This window comes from Chitinophaga sancti (assembly GCF_034087045.1).
Taxonomy (GTDB): Bacteria; Bacteroidota; Bacteroidia; order Chitinophagales; family Chitinophagaceae; genus Chitinophaga; species Chitinophaga sancti_B.
The window spans coordinates 1,583,455-1,602,087 of sequence record NZ_CP139247.1 but is presented as its reverse complement, the minus strand read 5'-3'; the positions used below and the strand labels follow the sequence as shown (position 1 = coordinate 1,602,087).

General features: G+C 43.8%; 17 protein-coding genes. 5 read left to right on the top strand and 12 right to left on the bottom strand.

Annotated features, from left to right (window positions below; genetic code table 11):
* Window positions 1–464: 464 nt before the first annotated feature.
* From SIO70_RS06750 to SIO70_RS06700, 11 genes are all read right to left on the bottom strand, one after another.
* The gene (locus SIO70_RS06750; protein ID WP_320580182.1) at window positions 465–590 is read right to left on the bottom strand and encodes a hypothetical protein; all 126 of its coding nucleotides are present in this window, start codon (window positions 588–590) and stop codon (window positions 465–467) included.
* A 1,453-nt stretch (window positions 591–2,043) separates the two neighbouring features.
* Window positions 2,044–2,319 (bottom strand): hypothetical protein, encoded by a 276-nt coding sequence (locus tag SIO70_RS06745; protein WP_083723499.1) that lies wholly within the window; start codon window positions 2,317–2,319, stop codon window positions 2,044–2,046.
* A 30-nt stretch (window positions 2,320–2,349) separates the two neighbouring features.
* Window positions 2,350–3,561 carry a beta-ketoacyl-[acyl-carrier-protein] synthase family protein gene (locus SIO70_RS06740; RefSeq protein WP_320580181.1) on the bottom strand — a complete coding sequence of 404 codons (1,212 nt, stop codon included), beginning with the start codon at window positions 3,559–3,561 and terminating at the stop codon, window positions 2,350–2,352.
* 15 nt (window positions 3,562–3,576) lie between these two features.
* Entirely contained in the window at window positions 3,577–4,326 is a 750-nt protein-coding gene (locus SIO70_RS06735; protein ID WP_320580180.1) for an SDR family NAD(P)-dependent oxidoreductase, read from the bottom strand.
* A gap of 2 nt (window positions 4,327–4,328) precedes the next feature.
* Window positions 4,329–5,504 carry a beta-ketoacyl synthase N-terminal-like domain-containing protein gene (locus SIO70_RS06730; protein WP_320580179.1) on the bottom strand — a complete coding sequence of 392 codons (1,176 nt, stop codon included), beginning with the start codon at window positions 5,502–5,504 and terminating at the stop codon, window positions 4,329–4,331.
* The gene (gene fabZ, locus SIO70_RS06725) at window positions 5,501–5,959 is read right to left on the bottom strand and encodes a 3-hydroxyacyl-ACP dehydratase FabZ (RefSeq protein ID WP_320580178.1); all 459 of its coding nucleotides are present in this window, start codon (window positions 5,957–5,959) and stop codon (window positions 5,501–5,503) included. The genes SIO70_RS06730 and fabZ overlap by 4 nt, the downstream gene beginning before the upstream one ends.
* Window positions 5,956–6,561 (bottom strand): hypothetical protein, encoded by a 606-nt coding sequence (locus SIO70_RS06720; RefSeq protein WP_320580177.1) that lies wholly within the window; start codon window positions 6,559–6,561, stop codon window positions 5,956–5,958. Before SIO70_RS06720 ends, fabZ begins: the two co-directional genes overlap by 4 nt.
* Window positions 6,558–7,961 carry a class I adenylate-forming enzyme family protein gene (locus SIO70_RS06715; protein ID WP_320580176.1) on the bottom strand — a complete coding sequence of 468 codons (1,404 nt, stop codon included), beginning with the start codon at window positions 7,959–7,961 and terminating at the stop codon, window positions 6,558–6,560. Before SIO70_RS06715 ends, SIO70_RS06720 begins: the two co-directional genes overlap by 4 nt.
* Window positions 7,954–8,361 carry a hypothetical protein gene (locus SIO70_RS06710; RefSeq protein ID WP_320580175.1) on the bottom strand — a complete coding sequence of 136 codons (408 nt, stop codon included), beginning with the start codon at window positions 8,359–8,361 and terminating at the stop codon, window positions 7,954–7,956. The genes SIO70_RS06715 and SIO70_RS06710 overlap by 8 nt, the downstream gene beginning before the upstream one ends.
* Before the next feature lie 339 nt (window positions 8,362–8,700).
* Complete coding sequence (locus SIO70_RS06705; protein ID WP_320580174.1) at window positions 8,701–9,441, bottom strand: LytTR family DNA-binding domain-containing protein; 741 nt, start codon at window positions 9,439–9,441, stop codon at window positions 8,701–8,703.
* Between the two features lie 2 nt (window positions 9,442–9,443).
* Window positions 9,444–10,553, bottom strand: a complete 1,110-nt coding sequence (locus SIO70_RS06700; protein WP_320580173.1) for a sensor histidine kinase — start codon at window positions 10,551–10,553, stop codon at window positions 9,444–9,446.
* A 299-nt stretch (window positions 10,554–10,852) separates the two neighbouring features.
* On the opposite strand from SIO70_RS06700, the gene SIO70_RS06695 reads away from it, so the two are divergent.
* The 5 genes from SIO70_RS06695 to SIO70_RS06675 are packed head-to-tail and all read left to right on the top strand — an operon-like array spanning window position 10,853 to window position 14,981.
* Window positions 10,853–11,029: a hypothetical protein gene (locus SIO70_RS06695; RefSeq protein WP_179091147.1), complete on the top strand. Its 177-nt coding sequence runs from the start codon at window positions 10,853–10,855 to the stop codon at window positions 11,027–11,029.
* A 35-nt stretch (window positions 11,030–11,064) separates the two neighbouring features.
* Window positions 11,065–11,439 (top strand): hypothetical protein, encoded by a 375-nt coding sequence (locus SIO70_RS06690; protein WP_320580172.1) that lies wholly within the window; start codon window positions 11,065–11,067, stop codon window positions 11,437–11,439.
* Between the two features lie 11 nt (window positions 11,440–11,450).
* Complete coding sequence (locus SIO70_RS06685; RefSeq protein ID WP_320580171.1) at window positions 11,451–13,664, top strand: TonB-dependent receptor; 2,214 nt, start codon at window positions 11,451–11,453, stop codon at window positions 13,662–13,664.
* 9 nt (window positions 13,665–13,673) lie between these two features.
* The gene (locus SIO70_RS06680) at window positions 13,674–14,300 is read left to right on the top strand and encodes a hypothetical protein (RefSeq protein WP_320580170.1); all 627 of its coding nucleotides are present in this window, start codon (window positions 13,674–13,676) and stop codon (window positions 14,298–14,300) included.
* 18 nt (window positions 14,301–14,318) lie between these two features.
* Complete coding sequence (locus SIO70_RS06675) at window positions 14,319–14,981, top strand: hypothetical protein (protein ID WP_320580169.1); 663 nt, start codon at window positions 14,319–14,321, stop codon at window positions 14,979–14,981.
* A 188-nt stretch (window positions 14,982–15,169) separates the two neighbouring features.
* On the opposite strand, the gene SIO70_RS06670 is transcribed toward SIO70_RS06675, so the two are convergent.
* Window positions 15,170–18,481, bottom strand: coding sequence for a carboxypeptidase regulatory-like domain-containing protein (locus SIO70_RS06670; protein ID WP_320580168.1), 3,312 nt, complete (start codon window positions 18,479–18,481; stop codon window positions 15,170–15,172).
* Between the last annotated feature and the right edge of the window lie 152 nt (window positions 18,482–18,633).

Below are 18,633 nucleotides of genomic sequence, written 5' to 3'. Positions count from 1 at the left end.
TAAATGATGGGCATTTGTATCAAATGCCCATCATTAGTGATCATATATTGCCGGGTAACATACACCAACACCAACTTTGGGTAATGACTTATAACAAGGATCTGATCTTTTCATGGGAATCGATTTTAGACTGTTATAAATTGGGGGTTCGCGTTCTCCTGCCGGTGGTTACAGGCTGCTGTGATTAGCAATTGATTGTGATAGAATCGATCACAGAAGCTGCTGCCAGTTCAACGCGAGATTCCAGTTCTACGATATTTAATTCCTGCATGTGATTATAATTTAATTGGTTTAAGAATATTTGTGAATTAGCAATTGATTGTGATGTCGATTGCTGCTGCAGCTGCCGCCAGTTCTACGCGGCTTTCCAGTTCTACGATGTTTAATTCCTGCATTTTGTTAAGTTTTAAAAGGTTTGAAAAAAGGTTGTTCAATGAGCTATTGCCTGAATAGCTGCTGAGCAATTAGCAATTGATGGTGATGTCGATTGCTGCCGCTGCTGCCGCCAGTTCTACGCGGTTTTCCAGTTCTACGATGTTTAATTCCTGCATTTTGTTAAGTTTTAAAAGGTTTGAAAAAAGGTTGTTCAATGAGCTATTGCCTGAATAGCTGCTGAGCAATTAGCAATTGATTGTGATGTCGATTGCTGCCGCTGCTGCCGCCAGTTCTACGCGGCTTTCCAGTTCTACGATGTTTAATTCCTGCATCTTGTTAAGTTTTAAAAGGTTTGAAAAAAGGTTGTTCAATGAGCTATTGCCTGAATAGCTGCTGAGCAATTAGCAATTGATTGTGATGTCGATTGCTGCTGCTGCTGCCGCCAGTTCTACGCGGCTTTCCAGTTCTACGATGTTTAATTCCTGCATCTTGTTAAGCTTTAAAAGGTTTGAAAAAAGGTTGTTCAATGAGCTATTGCCTGAATAGCTGCTGAGCAATTAGCAATTGATTGTGATGTCGATTGCTGCTGCTGCTGCCAGTTCTACGCGGCTTTCCAGTTCTACGATGTTTAATTCCTGCATCTTGTTAAGTTTTAAAAGGGTTGAAAAAAGGTTGTTCAATGAGCTATTGCCTGAATAGCTGCTGAGCAATTAGCAATTGATTGTGATGTCGATTGCTGCTGCTGCCGCCAGTTCTACGCGGTTTTCCAGTTCTACGATGTTTAATTCCTGCATTTTGTTAAGTTTTAAAAGGGTTGAAAAAAGGGGTTCAATAAGCTATTGCCTGAATAGCTGCTGAGCAATTAGCAATTGATTGTGATGTCGATTGCTGCTGCTGCTGCCGCCAGTTCTACGCGGTTTTCCAGTTCTACGATGTTTAATTCCTGCATTTTGTTAAGCTTTAAAAGGGTTGAAAAAAGGTTGTTCAATGAGCTATTGCCTGAATAGCTGCTGAGCAATTAGCAATTGATTGTGATGTCGATTGCTGCTGCTGCTGCCGCCAGTTCTACGCGGTTTTCCAGTTCTACGATGTTTAATTCCTGCATTTTGTTAAGCTTTAAAAGGGTTGAAAAAAGGTTGTTCAATGAGCTATTGCCTGAATAGCTGCTGAGCAATTAGCAATTGATTGTGATGTCGATTGCTGCTGCTGCTGCCGCCAGTTCTACGCGGCTTTCCAGTTCTACGATGTTTAACTCTTGCATTTTGTTAAGTTTTAAAAGGTTTAAGAATCTTAATTAGTCGCAATTGATAGTGATGTCAATTGCTGCTGCTGCCTGCTCTATGCGGCTTTCCAGTTCTACGATAGTTGTTTCCTGCATGTGTGTAAGTTTTAAATGGTTTATGAAAAAATGATTAACAGTTTACTTCGATAGAGTCGATCACAGTAGCACCAGCCAGTTCAAGACGGGTTTCCAGTTCTACTACGTTGAGTTCGAGCATGGACATGTTGATATAAATTTTGGTTGATGAGTGGGTTAAACCGGGGGTAGCTTACTTATTGATGCAAACCTGCCTGAAAGGCCTTCTGATGCTACGCACACCCTCCGGCGATACAATGTTAGAAAGACCGTTTTTGACTAGTTCTTTTTGCATGGATCTGGAATTATGGTTATACAACTGCCAGGTGCAATACATCGTAGATGCGCTGCGCAAGGGTACCCACTGTCTTGAAGCTTTCCTCGCCGAAGTCAGATGCTTCCAGTTCGAATTCTGCCATCAGTACAGAAGTCACTTCCAGTACTGCCAGGCTGTCGTCAAACAATCCCGGGTTTTCGTCATTGCCAAACAAGGCCTGATCGTTAGATAATTCATCAACTGATTTGTTCAGGTTCAGTACGCTGATGAGAACTTCTTTAGTTTTTTGTTCGATTACTTTGTGTTCCATAATTATAAGTTTTTAAAGGTTTTTAAATTTTTAGTTTTTATATTTTGTTAATAAAATGCTGGCCATGTTTCCGCCGAAGCCAAAGGAGTTGGACAATACTGTATCCAGCGGAATGTTATTTTTGTTTTGTGTGACGAATTCGATCTTTTCAGATTCAGGCAGATCGTCCGCCTCGTAGTTTGCATAGAGGGCATTGTGCTGCATGCTCAGGATGCTGATAATCGCCTCTATACTGCCTGCCGCACCCAGGGTATGCCCCGTGAGGCACTTGGTAGACCCTACATAGGTTTTACTGGTCTTTTCCTGTAGCAGGGCTTCACACCCTTTTAGTTCCGCACTATCATTCTTGCCTGTACCCGTACCGTGTGCATTGATGTAATCCACATCATCTGTACTCATACCACCATATGCAAGGGCACTCTTCATGCACTTCAATGCATAGATGCCATCCGGATGAGGCGCTGTAGCGTGATAGGCTTCGTTTAATATGTGATACCCTTTGATCTCTGCATAGATGGGTGCTCCCCTTTCTACCGCCGATTCCAGGCTTTCCAGGATCAGGATGGCACACCCATCACCCAGCGACATACCGTCTCTCGATTTGGTAAAGGGCTTACACTTCGTTTTGGAGATAGCCATCAGGCTATTGAACCCTGTATAGGTGAGCTCCGTAAAGATGTCCATTCCACCACTGATCATAATATCTGCCTTGCCGTTTTCGATCAGGTCAAAAGCCCTGCCTATCGAGTTTGTGCCGGATGCACAGGCGGTAGAGATGGCGGAAACGTATCCCTGTAGTTTGAATGCGCGGGCGATCTTGCCTAAGATCTTGGGAGTCGAATACAGCGCCAGCTCATAGTCATCCTCATTCTCCTGCACTGATTTCTTGATACGCTGCAGGATGGGAAAACTGGCTCCTACTGATGTACCGATGATAAGTCCTGCATTGTGCTCGTGCAGTTTTTCTTCTGACAGGTTTGCGCTATCTATCGCTTCCTGTATACACTTTACAGCTACTTCGCTCATGATGGATACATCTTTGTCCCAGGAGCTCTGATAGAGTTCATAATCCATCATAAATCCCCTGTTGTTGGCAAATAGCTTGTGGGCGGTGCTGAACCTGTCCGATGGAATTGCATTGTATTTGATGCGGCCATTTTCGAGGCTTTCTGTCATCTCAGCTATATTATTGCCTAGTGCTGATATGGCACCGATACCGGTAACAACGACTCTCTTTTTCATGTTACATAGTTTTTTTTAGTTCATACCACCATCGATCACGATTTCCTGGTTGATTAAAAATTCGGGACATTCAAGCGCCAGGTAAGAGATGAAGTTCGAAATTTCATCCGTGGTACCCATCCGCTTCAGCAGACTATTACCAACCCTGTTGCTTACATATTGATCAGGCAGATTGTCTACCATATCTGTTTCGATAAAACCAGGCGCCACACAGTTGATGATGATACCCATGCCCTTTACTTCCTTGCTCAATGACTTGGAGAAGCAATTGATGGCGGCTTTGGAGGCGGCATAAGCCGATTGCCCGGGGTTGCCTTTGATACCTGCCAGCGAGGTCACATTGATGATCCTGCCGTTCTTTCTTTTGATCATTGATGGCAGTACTGCACGACTGGTATTCATTACGCCATTGACGTTGTTGTGCATCACTTCCCACCACTCTGCGCTTGATGTCATGAGGAAAGGCTTGGGGTTTGCATTGAGCTTGCTGTCGCGGATACCTGCGTTGTTGATCAGTACATCCACATCTCTCAGGATCTCTTTGTTGGATTTGAACAGGGCTTTTACTTCTGCCTCATTGCCCATGTCGCACTTGAAGGTGTATACATTTGGGAAGCCTTCTGCATGGAGTTCATCCACTATTTTCTGTGCGCTTTCTGCTGAATACTGGTAAGTGAATACTACCTGATGACCCAGTCGGGCGAAGGTTTTTACCAGTTCTTTGCCGATTCCTTTGGAACCGCCTGTGATGAAAATATTCTTCATGATTAATGTGTTTTTCTAAGTAAGAGATGAGAACTACCGCCACCTTCGTGGCTTGTATTGACCAGGGCATAGCCGAACCCGGAAGGATATTCTCCCGCTGCATCCGGTTCAGGGAACCGGTCACTGTACAGGATCTGGCTGGCAATGCTTGCCCCCATAATGCTGCTGGCCGATTTCATATCACCAGTGTAGGCTTTGTGCCGCAGGCTGTATGTTTCGTGTTGTTTATTCAGGTCTTCTAACAGGTGCCGTTCGCTGTGTTCCAGTTGTTCGGCAGTGGTGTAGGCACTCAGGTAGACTAACTTACCACTGGCTGTTACGATAGGTTTGAGAGCATCGATCGCAGATTTCACGACTGCTGGTGAGCGACGGGTGGTATCTTCCACATTCTGGTAGTCAAAGCAGCTGTGGTATTCTACCAGTTCTGCATATCGTTTGGCTCCTCTACGTGCAGCGCTGGCTTCACTTTCCAGCACCAGGAAGGCGGCGCCATCTCCCAGTATATTGCGGCGGTCATCCGGCTCTTTTGTAGCAGCACTGAATGCATCCGTCCCTTCATTTACATTGACCAGGTGATTGCTTTCCTGCTCGCTCAGTACCCTGAACTCTGTGTAGTGATCCACTCCACCACAGATCACTATATCTGCAAGACCTTTTTTAATCAGGTCAAACCCATAGGTGATACTGTTGGAATTATAGATCAAAGAACTGGGACCATTTAGTTTGAAGACTCTTGATATGTCACCTAATACGGTATTGGCAACGGTCTTCGTAAACTTCACCGGGCTTATTTTTTGCAACCCGAACCGGTACAGGTCATACAGGTAATCTTCTACACTAGCCGTAGCACCGAGGCTGGTTTCTATGACCAAACCGATTTCGTTGTCAGCGGCTTCGAGTACGATGCCTGCATCATCGAGTGCTTTCTTACAGGCCAGCAGACCGAGTTTGGAGTATTGCTGGGGAGGGAACCGATCATCCCATTTTACTTCTCCGGCAAATTCTACTACAGGTGCTTCTCCATAATACTGGGGTTGAATACTTGTATTGGCCCAGTTGGTTTTTATTTTGATGCCATTCTCACCTGCGAGTATTTTCTCCCTTGCGGCGGCAGATCCATATCCCAGTGGGGAGATGCTGCCAAGGCCAGTGATCAGAATTTTGTTATTATTTTTCATATGCTTATAGATAAAGTGATTTCTGCTTTACATACTACTTCACCGTTTACTGTGGCTGTCGCCTTGTACTCGCTGAAGTTTAATATATTCTTGATGCGTTCAGATGTGATCACGAGCTTATCTCCGGGTAACACTTCCTTATAGAACACGGCAGATTTTACTTTCACCGCCTTGCCCAATTTCTTCTTCTGTTGTGCTTCACCATCTCTTTCCAGCGTAGCGACCCTGTTGAGTACACCAGAGGCCTGGAACATGGCTTCGATAATGATTACACCTGGTAGTAAGGGATAACCGGGGAAGTGTCCTTTCAGGAATATCATGTCCTCCCCTATTTCGGTTTCGGTGGTAATGGTATTTTTAAAATCTGTGTGCAGTACCTTATCCACCAGCAACATTGGCTCTCTGTGGGGTAGTAGCGCGGAAGGCTTCAGGGTATCAAATTCTGCCGTTGTCATATAGTCAATGTTTTTATTTGGTCAACAGTATCCAGGCATGTCAATGCAGACATGGATACGAGGTAATTGTGATTTAAAAGATATTGTCTGGTATAATGTTTTTCTGACAGCAGATTGCCGTAGAATATATCAGCAAGTCCCTTGTCGTCGTATAGCTTGGCGATCGATTCTATTTGGGTCCATAACATAAAGAAATCCATCTGGTCCTTTACCTTTCTGCCTGTCCACTTTTCCAGCAGGGTCATTGTTTTGCCAGTGGGAGGCGTACTTACGTCTTCTATGTCCACCCCTATTTTGTTTTCACTCACTACACATGCTACGATACTGTTGCTATAGGAGATAGATATATTGAGGCCCCCCTTATCCATCACTAACTTTCCATGCGGGTTGTAATGCAGTTCCCTGAGCAGCGTTGTGTCCAGTCCCAGTTCCTTGAAGATCTTTACAAGCATTAACCTGGAAGTCACCCTTTTTAACCAGTGTCCCGTACCCGGAGATTTCGTTAGCCTGTTTACTAATTCATCGCTGAAATGATGCCTGATCGTATCCATACAGCTGTCATCGGCAGCTGGTATTATTTCAGCAATGAATAGCCGGGTCATTTGTAATAGGTATTATTAAATTCTATCAATTTCAGGTCATAGTGATCCCCTGCGTGCAGGTCGTACTTATCTTTCAGCGCCTGTTCCACTTCGGGCACGTTGATCTTATTTCTGTGAAAGACGCCTATTTCCATTCTGTCTTCACTATCTTTCCGGATACTTACTTTCAGTACTTCGGGCGCATGATAGAGTTCATCGGAGAGACTATTGAACCAGATGATCCTGTCTTTGTATTCGATGAAATCTCCTTCCCTACCCAGTATGAAGTAGCGGTTATCTTTCTTCACCACAATATCTTTTGTCGTGAGTACCGCATTGGAAGAAGGTTTGTCCAGCACATTGCCCCTGATATAACCGAGGTAGATGGAAGGGCTTTCTATTTGCAGGTAGCCAATGGGCGTATCGTTGTACTTGTCCTGGTATTTTTCTGTGTGTGCTACCCGGAGGGTGATACCTGGATTGACAAGGCCAATGCAGGCTTCACTATCCTGTTCGGGTACCTCTGTATATTTGCAGGTTGCGACTCTGGGTCCCGCTTCAGCCAGGCCATAGGTGCTATAGATAGGGCAGCTGAACAGTCTGAATACATTCTGGAATGTAGGCAGGTGTGGCTTGTCTCCTCCCATGGTGATGAACCGCAGATTATTTTTGATCTTGGGTATCTTTTGATAATAGTACAAAATGAGTCTTGCCAACAGGGGCGTCATAAACACATTCGTGATCTGGTGTTTCTGAAAGAGCTGTGGTAGTTGTAAGATGCCCAGCAATCTTTCGCCCAGTACGATCTTTGCACCTGTAAAGAAGTGTGTAAGAAACTGTGCTATGAGGCCGTAGGAGTATGATACAGGTAGTAATACAAGCGTCACATCATCCTTTGTGATAGACATTGCTTCTCTGTTGGAGGCAATGTTTGCGATGGTTTGCTGTTTGCCCAGCAGTATCTTTTTAGGAGTGCCTGCGGTAGTGCCGGAACTGGATACTACCAGCAGATCATTTTCATCGCCTATATAAATATCATCGTGCAGGTTGTAATAAACGTATGCATCATTTACTTTTTGTGCAGTGGCGTTTTCTACGATACTATCTGTCACAGCTGCTTCTGCAATGAGCGCGTTGAACTTAAGATCTGTGATTTTACTCAATCCGCCAGTTTCTACCAGGAATGGGATCAGATCGCATTTCAGACAGGAGAAAAACAGCAGCAATGATTTGTATGCATTCTTGTAGCCATAGATCACTACGATAGAATGTTGTGCCAGTTGCAGCGCTTCGATGCCCGCAGCTATATCGTCAATCTGGTTATACACTTCTTCATAGGTATAACTCTTCGACTGTGTAGCATCTATTATGATCGAGTCGTGATGTTCTTTGAAAGGGATGAAAAATGAGTCCTTATACATTTGAAAGGGCTTTTAAGGTTACATGCTTTAAACAATCGTCCTGTATGGATTCGACATTGGTCGAGAGGAATGCTATATCTGTTTCTTTGTGACTTACAAAACCGACGTCAGACAATTTCTTTTCTACAATGAAACGCATCAGTCTTGCTTCGTAGCAGTCGTTGTTGATCACGATCGATTTGCCGATGAACTCACCGTACTGCTGAATATATTTTCCTTTCTGCAACATTCCGGAAGCTTCTCTCGCCATCATCGCATAACAGAACGCCTGGTACGCATACTTTTCAGATGCAGGCAGGCTGGTGGTTTTGATGGCTGTGATCAGTTCATCTATTTTTGCTCCGGCCTGCACCACCTTGTAGAAGGCATTCGATACTGTGCTGTAATTTTTAAGTTCCATGTTTTTATTTTCAGTTTTGATTGATGGTTTAAAATTGCTTCGAAACGTACACTTAGAAAATTTTTTTAGACAAGATGCTGTTTCTACACAACCAAAGTTCATTCTCTTCAAATCTTGTATCTGGTGGCGAACATTTTCGTTTTCATTTTGATCATGTTTGCTTCGATGATTCAAATGTCCAACAAAACGCTTCGCACAAAAACTCTTTTAGACGAAATTGAGAGTTTACCACACCAAATAAACCTTGGTTTAGATATCGTGCACAATGCGCTTAAATGCAGAAAGCCCGCTCCAACACTATGTTGAAGCGGGCTTTCCGCAATACTGGCGCGGGTTTAGCTATACTTTACCAGCTACATTCAATCGATCGATCAACATTTGTTTATGTTGTTTTGATATGATGATTGATTCATTATTTATCAATTCAATTGAATTTCCTACTACTGATTTAATAGCAGGCAGGTGGATAATATAAGACTTATGTATGCGTACAAACTGTGTTTCGGGCAGCACTTCTTCAATACTCTTCATACGCATGTAGGTCACTACATTCTTTTGTTTCGTGACTATTTTGATATAATCTTTCATGCCTTCGATATACAGGATATCTTCGAACAGGATCTTTGACAACTTGTGTCCGTCTTTTACAAACAGGTGTTGTGGCAGCTGTGTAGCGCTTGCAGGTGCAGGAGTGGATGCTGCTGCTTCTCCTGCTTTCTGATCAATATCTTTCTTTGCTTTATTGATCGCTTTTAAAAATCTTTCGAACGAAATAGGCTTTAATAAAAAGTCTACCGCATTCAGGTCATACCCTTCGATCGCATAGTTGGAATAGGCAGTGGCAAAGATCAGGAAGGGCGGATTAGACAATGATTTGATCAGTTCCAGGCCATTGATTCTCGGCATCTGGATATCTGTGATCAGGAGCTCAATGGTATCTGTCTGCAATATGTCTATCGCATCGAAAGCATCTGCGCAGGATTTGACAAGTTCTAAGAAGGGTATGCGCTCGATATGACTTTCTAACAATTCCCGGGATAACGGCTCATCATCTACGATGATACATTTGATTTTCTTCATGGCTAGATAAGAGTTATATTAAGGTTGATGCTATGGGAATCCGGACTATTGTTGATAGATAATGAGTACTTATTCTGATATAACAAGGATAGGCGCTTTTTCGTATTTGCAATCCCTATCCCCCCCGTTCCGGATTCTTTATGATGTTTAAATAATGATTCGTCCCCTTTACTATTTGCGATTTCAAAAAAGAGGGTATTGTCCGTCACCTCAAATGAAATCTTCAGCCATGGATTTTGGGTGGATGTATCCAGCCCGTGTTTAAATGAATTCTCGATAAACGGGAATGTCAGCAACGGTACGATCTTATATCCCTCCAGGGATTCAGCATCGTATACAAACTGAATATCTACATCCTTTCCATACCTGGCTTTTTCCAGTTGAACATAGTTATATAAAAAATCGGCTTCTTTTGACAACTCTACTTCTTCGCGGTTTGATTCGTACAGGGTATAACGCAGCATATCGGAGAGCTGCATAATTAATTCAGGTGCCCTGGGATTATTTCTGACAGACAGCGAATAGATATTATTGAGCGTGTTGAATAAAAAGTGTGGATTTAGCTGCGAACGTAGAAAACTCACTTCCAGGTTCAGGTTATCTCTTTCCAACCGGAGTGCCCTGTTCACTGACCGGGAGATCTCTTCCACAAGTTTAATGGTAATAGGCGGCGTTACGATCATGAGCACCCCGATGGAGGTCTGCAAAATGGTGTGCGGCGCCATGATCTGCCAGATAGATTTATCGGCGATCACCTTTACCGAAGCCAGTAGATCCCTGTCTGCTATTGTAAAATAGTTAATAAGCAGTGACATAAAAGAATAGTTGATCACTGCCCAGATCCAGAAGGGAACCAGGAGGCCTACAAAGAACAGGATCCGTTCCTTCCTGTTCAGGAAAACCGGTACCAGTACATAAAAGATGAAATAAAAGAAAAACATGGCCCCCAGCAGGTTCCTTAAACCAAACATGAGGGAAATAAGTCCGTTCGTCGAGTAAAGGAACATAATATTCAGGGTATACAGGATCAACATAATACACCAGAATACGATGTGCACATACTTTACATTCTCCGGGATAAGTAGTCGGGTAAAATCAAAGGGTTTTTTCATGTCCGCCTCTAAACAATTATAAATCAGTGCCTTCTCTTTGGGTCATTTTCTACAATACTTAATGAAGATATGTTTTTTTTGGCGGATTTCCTTATCTAAGGGGGTTTTACAGCCCAAATTTTGGTGAGTAATCTTCCAAAAACACCCCTTCTTCCCCCATTTTTCCTGTTTTTCAAAATCCTTGATGCCTACGGTGTGATCATTTCGTTGGGTAAGACATCACTTTGGTCTAAAAGAATTTTTGCCCGGCGGGAAAAGATGAAAGTTTGTATCGTAATCAACAACAAAAAACTACCACTATGAAACAAGTAAAAAACACTACCGGCAAACAATCAAATCTGAGCCTGAACAAAGAAATCATCAGCAAGCTCAACGCCTGCGGTTGCGGCAAAGGTGCTAATGGCCAGGGCAACAACTATTCTTCTATCAACACACTGCCTACCGGTGTATCCAGCTTAGCGACTGTAACCGCTTAATCCCTTTTTTCATTAATTATCTACCAGCAATGTATTTGACCTGCATTATAATAGACGAAGACCCGCTCAGTGTTGATATGCTGGAATACTATATCAGTCAGACGGATGGAATAAGGCTCATCGACAAATCGACCAAAGCCTCCGATATATTGACCACCATCAGAAAGTCCACTCCGGATATAGTTTTTATAGACGTCAGTATTTCAGGTATTGAGAACCTGGTGTTTGACGACATATTCCAGAAGAACATTGTATATGTTTTCGTCACCAAATATCCATATGACTATGTGCTGGATATATTGCCCAGACAATTAGCCAACGTAGGATATTTAAACAAACCCGTGAGTTTCCTGCTCTTTAAAAAAGAAATAGGGAGAATAAAGGACCTGCACGCATCCAAATTAAATTAACCCTTCATTGTATGCCTAAAAAGATACTTACCATCATGTTGTTCCTGCTTGTAACCACCGTGGCCTTTGGGCAGGCACAAATAACCGGTTCGGTTACTGACAACAAAAAGCAGGCAATACCTGGTGTATCTGTCGCTTTAAAAGACACCTACGATGGTGCCACCACTGACTCTACCGGGCGCTTCCGTATCAGTACCACAGAAAAAGGTACTTTCACGCTGATCGCCTCCGCCACAGGGTATGAGACCAAAGTACAAACCATCACCCTGGGTAGTGAACCTATACAAATAGACTTTGCCCTCAAGGAAAAGATAAGTGAACTCAATGCCGTCACGGTCACCGCCGGCGCATTTGGAGGAGGTATGGGCAAAAAAGGCCTTACCGTATTAAGTTCGCTGGACGTACAAACCACGGCCGGCGCCAACGCAGACATTTCCCGGGCGGTCAATACCCTACCCGGTGCACAACAGATCAGCAACCAGGAAGGCCTCTTTGTAAGAGGGGGTGATAGCTATGAAGCCAAACAGTTCATAGACGGATCGCTCGTGAACAGACCTTACTACCTGAGCGCCTCCAATATACCCAGCCGTGGCAGATACCCGGCTACCCTGTTCAAAGGCTTTGCTTTTAGTACCGGTGGCTATTCCGCACTGTATGGACAGGCCCTTAGCTCTGTATTGATCATGGAGACCATCGATCTGCCACAGCAATCAGAAGCCAATGCCTTCATCTCTCCTATCCAGAATAGCCTGGGTATACAAAAGCTTGCAAAGAACCAAAGATCTTCTTTTGGCTTTAACTATCAATATACCAACACCAGCCTGTATTATGCACTGGTGAAACAAACACCTGATTACTATATCCGTCCACGGTTTCATAATGCGGATGCTAACTTCCGCATCAGGACTAAGAACGGAATGATAAAATACTACACCACCTTTAGTTATAATAAACTGGGTGTACGCAATCCCAATATCGATTCGGTTAATATGAAAACGGCGATCACCCTTAGTAATTATAACTGGTTCAATGCCCTCAACTGGAAAGAAAACCTGGGAGACGGCTGGAAAATGACCCTCTCCGCCAGCTATAGCATTACCCACGACAGCATCAGCAGTCAGCTGCAGGATGCGAACAACGTACCTCAATACGTCTCTGAAAAATACTGGCTGGATACGGTGAATTTCAGGTTAGACAGAAGAGAAAGCCTGGTACAAGGCAAAGCTGTGATAGAGAAAAAATTCAGCAACCTGAATACCATTCGCTTTGGTAGTGAATACTGGTACTCTTCCTATAATTTCAAATATAATAAAATCAGTAAGGACCTTCCGGATCAACTGACCGCCGGCTTTGCTGAAACAGAACTATACTTTACGAATTCGCTCGTGGCTACTATCGGCATCAGGGCAGAATATTCTTCCATCCTCCAAAAGGCCAAAGTGGCACCCCGTGCCTCATTGGCCTATAGGATGGGCAATGGATCTACCTTCTCTGCAGCATACGGACAGTTCTGGCAAAAACCAGAAAATACATATCTGCAAGTGACCTCATCGCTCGGTTATACCAAAGCCACTCACTATATCGTCAACTATCAGCGACAGGTACGCGGTACCTTCCTGAGAGTGGAAGCATTCTACAAGCAATACGAAGACCTGATTAAAACAATGCCTACGTACAACAACAGCGGCAGTGGTTATGCCAAAGGAATCGAACTGTACTTCCGTGACAAGACCTCGTTCAAACACCTGGATTACAGCATCAGCTATTCCTACCTGGATACCAAACGTGATTACCTGAATTATCCAACGGCACTCATGCCTAATATTGCAGCCAATCACACCGCTACCGCTTCTGTAAAACGCTTCATTACTCAAATAGGAACCGGTGCCAGTCTGACGTACACATTTGCTACAGGAAGGCCTTATTATGCCATCATACCAGATAGTACAGGCAAAGCATACTACATCAAAGATCAGGGCAAAACAAATGGCTATCAAACACTGGACATGAGCGTTTATCACCTGACCACGATCGGCAAAGCATCGGCTATTTTATATGCTTCTGCTACCAATCTGCTTGGGCGTACGAACATCTCAGGATACAATTACTCTTATAATGCCCTGGTAAAACAACCTATTCTCCCCCCGGCACAACGCACCTTCTTTGTAGGTCTGATATTGAACTGGGGCATAGATAGAAGACAGGATACTATTGATAACCTTTAAAATATAAACATGAAAAAAATCATCTTCGCCCTTGCATTACTGGTCACCATTGGTGCCCAGGCACAGAGCACAAAGTATGTGGCAGCTATGCAGCATAACCTCGAATTGCTTGATTCTGCTAAAACCATCGAACAACTCGCTACCGTATCACAGGCATTTGAACGTATAGGAGATGCGGAAAAAACACAGTGGCTGCCTTACTACTATGCAGCGCTGGCACAGACCCGCATTGGGTTTGGCGATCCTAAAGCAGATAAAGACGCCATCGGTCAGAAAGCCAATGACCTGGCAGCAAAAGGAGAAGCAATTCAGAAAAATGCAGAGTTCTGCACCATCCGCAATATGGCAGCGACTATACAGATGCTGGTGAATCCCATGGAACGCTTTAAAACCTTTGGCATCAAAGCGTATACTTACCTGCAGGAAGGATACAAACTGGATCCGAACAACCCACGCCTGTACTTCCTGGATGGTGCTTCTACCTTTGGTAAACCTGAATACATTGGAGGTGGAAAAGAGAAAGCTAAACCGCTATTTGTAAAAGCAGAACAACTCTTTAAGGCAGAGAAACCAGCAGAGTTATATCCACACTGGGGACTGGCAGAGACTGAAAGATACCTGGCCAAATGTAATTAACCATTAATTGTTATTACCATGGAAACGCTCGTAAAAGTTCTTATTTATATACATGCCTTATGTGGTGGGCTGGGCCTTGTCAGTGGCATTGCCAGCATAGGTGTAAAAAAGGGCAGCAAGCTGCATAAAAACTGTGGCAAAACTTTTTCTTATTCAATGGTCATCAGCTCACTGGTATCGTTGGTGATCGCGCGAATGCCTGGCCATGAGAACCTGTTCTTATTCCTGATCGGGGTATTTACCATTTATCTGGTACTGGCAGGCAATCGCGCGCTCACATTCAGGTATGATACTAAAAGCAGTGCTGATACGATTGATAAAACGATATCGGGTACTATGCTGGGCGCTTCTGTTATCATGCTGCTGATCGGCATTTACCAGATCACTACGCACAAAGGTGGGAATGCCGTATTGTTTGCTTTCTTTGGTGGGTTTGGGTTGTATATGACATTAAAGGATTTTTACACTTTCAGGGTTTTTAAAGAGAAGAAAAATGCGTGGCTGAGTAGTCATATAGGCAGGATGGTGGCGGCGCTGATCGCTTCTATTACAGCTTTTATGGTGGCGGGTTTGCATATACAAACACTGGTTACGTGGATAATGCCTTCGATTATAGGGACTTTTTATATTACTTATTGGAATACGAAGATCAAAGGGTCTGCATTGTCATTAACGAAATAAAACATTCACGAAAGAGGAGAATTCATCAACGGGGAATGAAAACTATTTTCAAAAAACGAGGCCGTATCTTACTTAAGATACGGCCTCGTTTTATTCGGATACCTAATGGAGATAGGTAGTCCTTCCTTTAAGCACTTCTGAGGAGGTTTATTTATTTTTTATACACGCTCTTTATGATAGTGTTTTTCTTAGTTAAATAAATATCTGATACCAAACTGCATCTGCCATCTTGAAGTAATAGCGGTGTTATTGGCATAGCTATTCACATAAGACACCTGATTTTTTGAATCAGCATAAGGGAATGAGAATAAAGGCGTTTTACCATCAGCAGCCAACCCTTCAAACTTCAGGAAGTTATTGACTGTAGCGGCTTGCACAATACCCCAGTTCCTGTTCAGGAAGTTACCCACATTGATAATATCGAGAGACAATCTCAATGTATGCCTGTCTTTTCCTGTTTTTACTGAGATATCTTCTGTGATATTTACATCCAGTTTTTTGTAGTAAGGTAATACAGCAGCATTTGCTTTTGCTGTTTCGCCACGGTGGAAATTGAGGTATTTGTTCTGACCAATGAAGTTGTCCAGCTGTGTATAGATCTGTGAAGCAGTTCTTGGATCAGCAGCAGTACCTGTAGTAGAACCTGTATGTGTGGTAGCATTGTAAGAACCCACATTGATCAGGTTGATATCGGTCGCACTCTTTGGAATATAGATCAGGTCATTGTTAAAGCCATCGCCATTCAGGTCACCATTGTAAATATAAGAAACGGCACCAGCGGGTGCTGCTTCGAAAATAGCACCGAATGAAGTAGCGAAGTACTTTGCATAAGACACTTTGTAAGATGCCATTGCAATGACACGGTTAGGCAGTCTGTAAGAAGCATATGCCAGGTTAGCACCATTTGGATCACCACTTACTGCGCGTGCACTCCACATAGAAGATGCGGTGCTACCTGTTTCAGAAGTATTTCTTGCATCACCATGTGCGTAAGCCACGCTGGTGTACAGGTTACCAAAAGTACGCTCTATTCTTGCTGTAATATTGTATGTATAACCCTTGTTGGTATTCTTCATCAGAATAGCATTACCGATATTAGGGTTTTCAAGTGTGGTACCTGAATAATACTTATTGCTTGTATTCAGAGAAGTAGTCAGCGATGTGTTATATCGCATACGGTTATCACCACCATTATTCAATGCATAGCCATTCGTCTCATTCAGGTTGATGTTGGAGAAGTAAACTGCATTGATATCTTTGGAATACGTACCCTCTACTGTGAATACCCAGTCATTGATCTTTTTATCAACCGCCAGACTTGATTTCAGTACGGAAGGGTATTTGAAATTCTTGTCTGTCAGTGCTACACTGTAAGAAGTGTTAGCTGATGCACTTGTAGGACGGTATGCATTTGGATCTGCACTAAAGGCCACACCGGAAGTATTCGTGAAGGAACCCCACTGAATACCGTTGTTACTAGCCTGGTTGCTCAACCATACAAACGGAGGAGGACCTGAGAAGATACCGAAACCACCTCTTAACTGCAGGGTTCTGTCGCCCATTACATCATAGTTGAAACCGATGCGTGGAGAGATCAGCACTGCATTGCCCGGCGCTTTACCAATGTTGTAAGACTGGCCATCTTTGAAAATCAGTTTGTCGAAATTAGGGTTGTCAGTGAAGGATTGCTTGTAGATCGTCATGTCAAACCTTACACCATAGGTGAAGGTAAAACGATCAGAGACTCTCCATTTATCCTGTGCAAACACACCCAGTTCTGTAGAACCTGCATATGCCCATGGAAAGGAACCATCTTTCAGTGCAGAGTACTGCAGGTAATAGCTTTTTGCATTGGCAGTGCCATTGGTTACACTGTTGTAGAAGTCTGTCAGACTATTGAACTGGTAAGCGCCCTGATAGCCGGGAGCAAAAGCGTTCTGGTACTTCCTGTAATAGTCCTGTGTACCCACTGTGATCTCGTGTGCACTGGCATAGTACGTGAAGATGTCTGAGATCTGGAATACGTCTGTATTCAGTACGTTGTTGTAAGTGTATGGTTCGTATCCGAAGGTGGTATAAATATTACCGTTGTTCAGGATATCTACCAGCGGGAAGGTATTTGAAGTAGAGTTAGGTGTACGATAGTCGCGCAGTGCGGTATAGCCCACCTGGAATTTATTGGACACCTTATTGCTGAAGCGTGAATTCAACTCAGCGATAAAGATGTTGAAGTTGTTATTGATCACATAACCGCTACCAAAAAAAGGCATGGAGTTCGTGCCTGGCTGGCCCGTGGTAACACCGGCAGGACGGCTGTTGCTCGCAAACTGGTCAGTGAATGATTTCAGGTAGTTGTACTTCACCGTCAATGAATGTTTTTCATTGATGTTCCAGTCGAATTTAAGGGTAGCCTTATCACTGTTTGTTCTGAAAGAATAACCGGTGAATGCACCTGGGTCATAGCCGAAGTTAGACTTCAGGAAAGCGGCGAGTGCATTGAGTGTATCGGCATTGGCCTGTGACACGCCAGCACTGGCATTAGCAGGGTGATTAGCATCAGAAGGTACCCAGCTGGTAGCAGGCGCCGTTTGACGGGAAGACTCTAAGCTCAGGAAGAAGAACACTTTGTTCTTAATGATCGGCCCACCGATAGAGAGACCACGGATATTGAAGGACAGCGGTGTTTTGTTCACCTGGCTGTTGCCTACTTTATACCCTTGTGTACCTGCACCTTTGATGTAGGTGTATACAGATGCTTTCAGGGTATTGGTACCACTCCTGGTTACAGCATTTACACCGGCACCGGAGAAACCACCCTGACGTACATCGTAAGGCGATACGTTTACCTGTACCTGCTCAATCGCATCCAGGCTGATAGGTTGTGCACTTGTTTGACCACCCAGGGTACCGGACAGGCCAAAAGAGTTGTTGAAGTTTGCACCATCTACAGTAAAGTTGTTGTACTGGGGGCTTCTACCACCAAAGCTCTGACCAGCGGCTACAGTACTGCTGGTAGGTTCAAGACGGGTAAAATCCTGTGCAGAGCGGCTGATGGTTGGCAGTTTTTCCAACTGATCCCTGCTGATGATCTCCTGGGAACCGGTGCGGCTGTTGTTGAAGGTTTTATCCTGCTTTCCTTTCACCACTATTTCGCCCAGTTGTTTGGTACTCGGGGCGAGGGTGAAGTTGCCGGTAAATTCCTGGCCCAGTGACAGATTGATATTGTCCAGGTGCTGATCACCATACCCGATAAAGGTCACGGAAATGGTGTAAGGACCACCTACACGTACGTTGGCAAAATTGTAGCGACCATCCGCACGGCTGGTGGTTATATAGCGGGTGCCGGTAGGGGTGTGTACAGCTGTGATAACGGCGCCTGGTACTCCAGTCTGGCCGTCGGTAACTATACCGTGAATTTCTGAGGTTGTTTCCTGCGCCAGGAGGAACATAGGTAAATTAAGTATTAACACGAGTGTTAATAGACAATTTCGGATCGACATGATTTGCCTGATTTTGATTTTGGTTGTTAAATTATATGAATTACAAGCTACTTATTATGAGATGTGTGTTAAGTGATGGTTACATTTCCAGTTTGTGTTTTACAGCATCCTGATACAATTCCAGTACATACTTATAGGCCAATCTTTCTTTA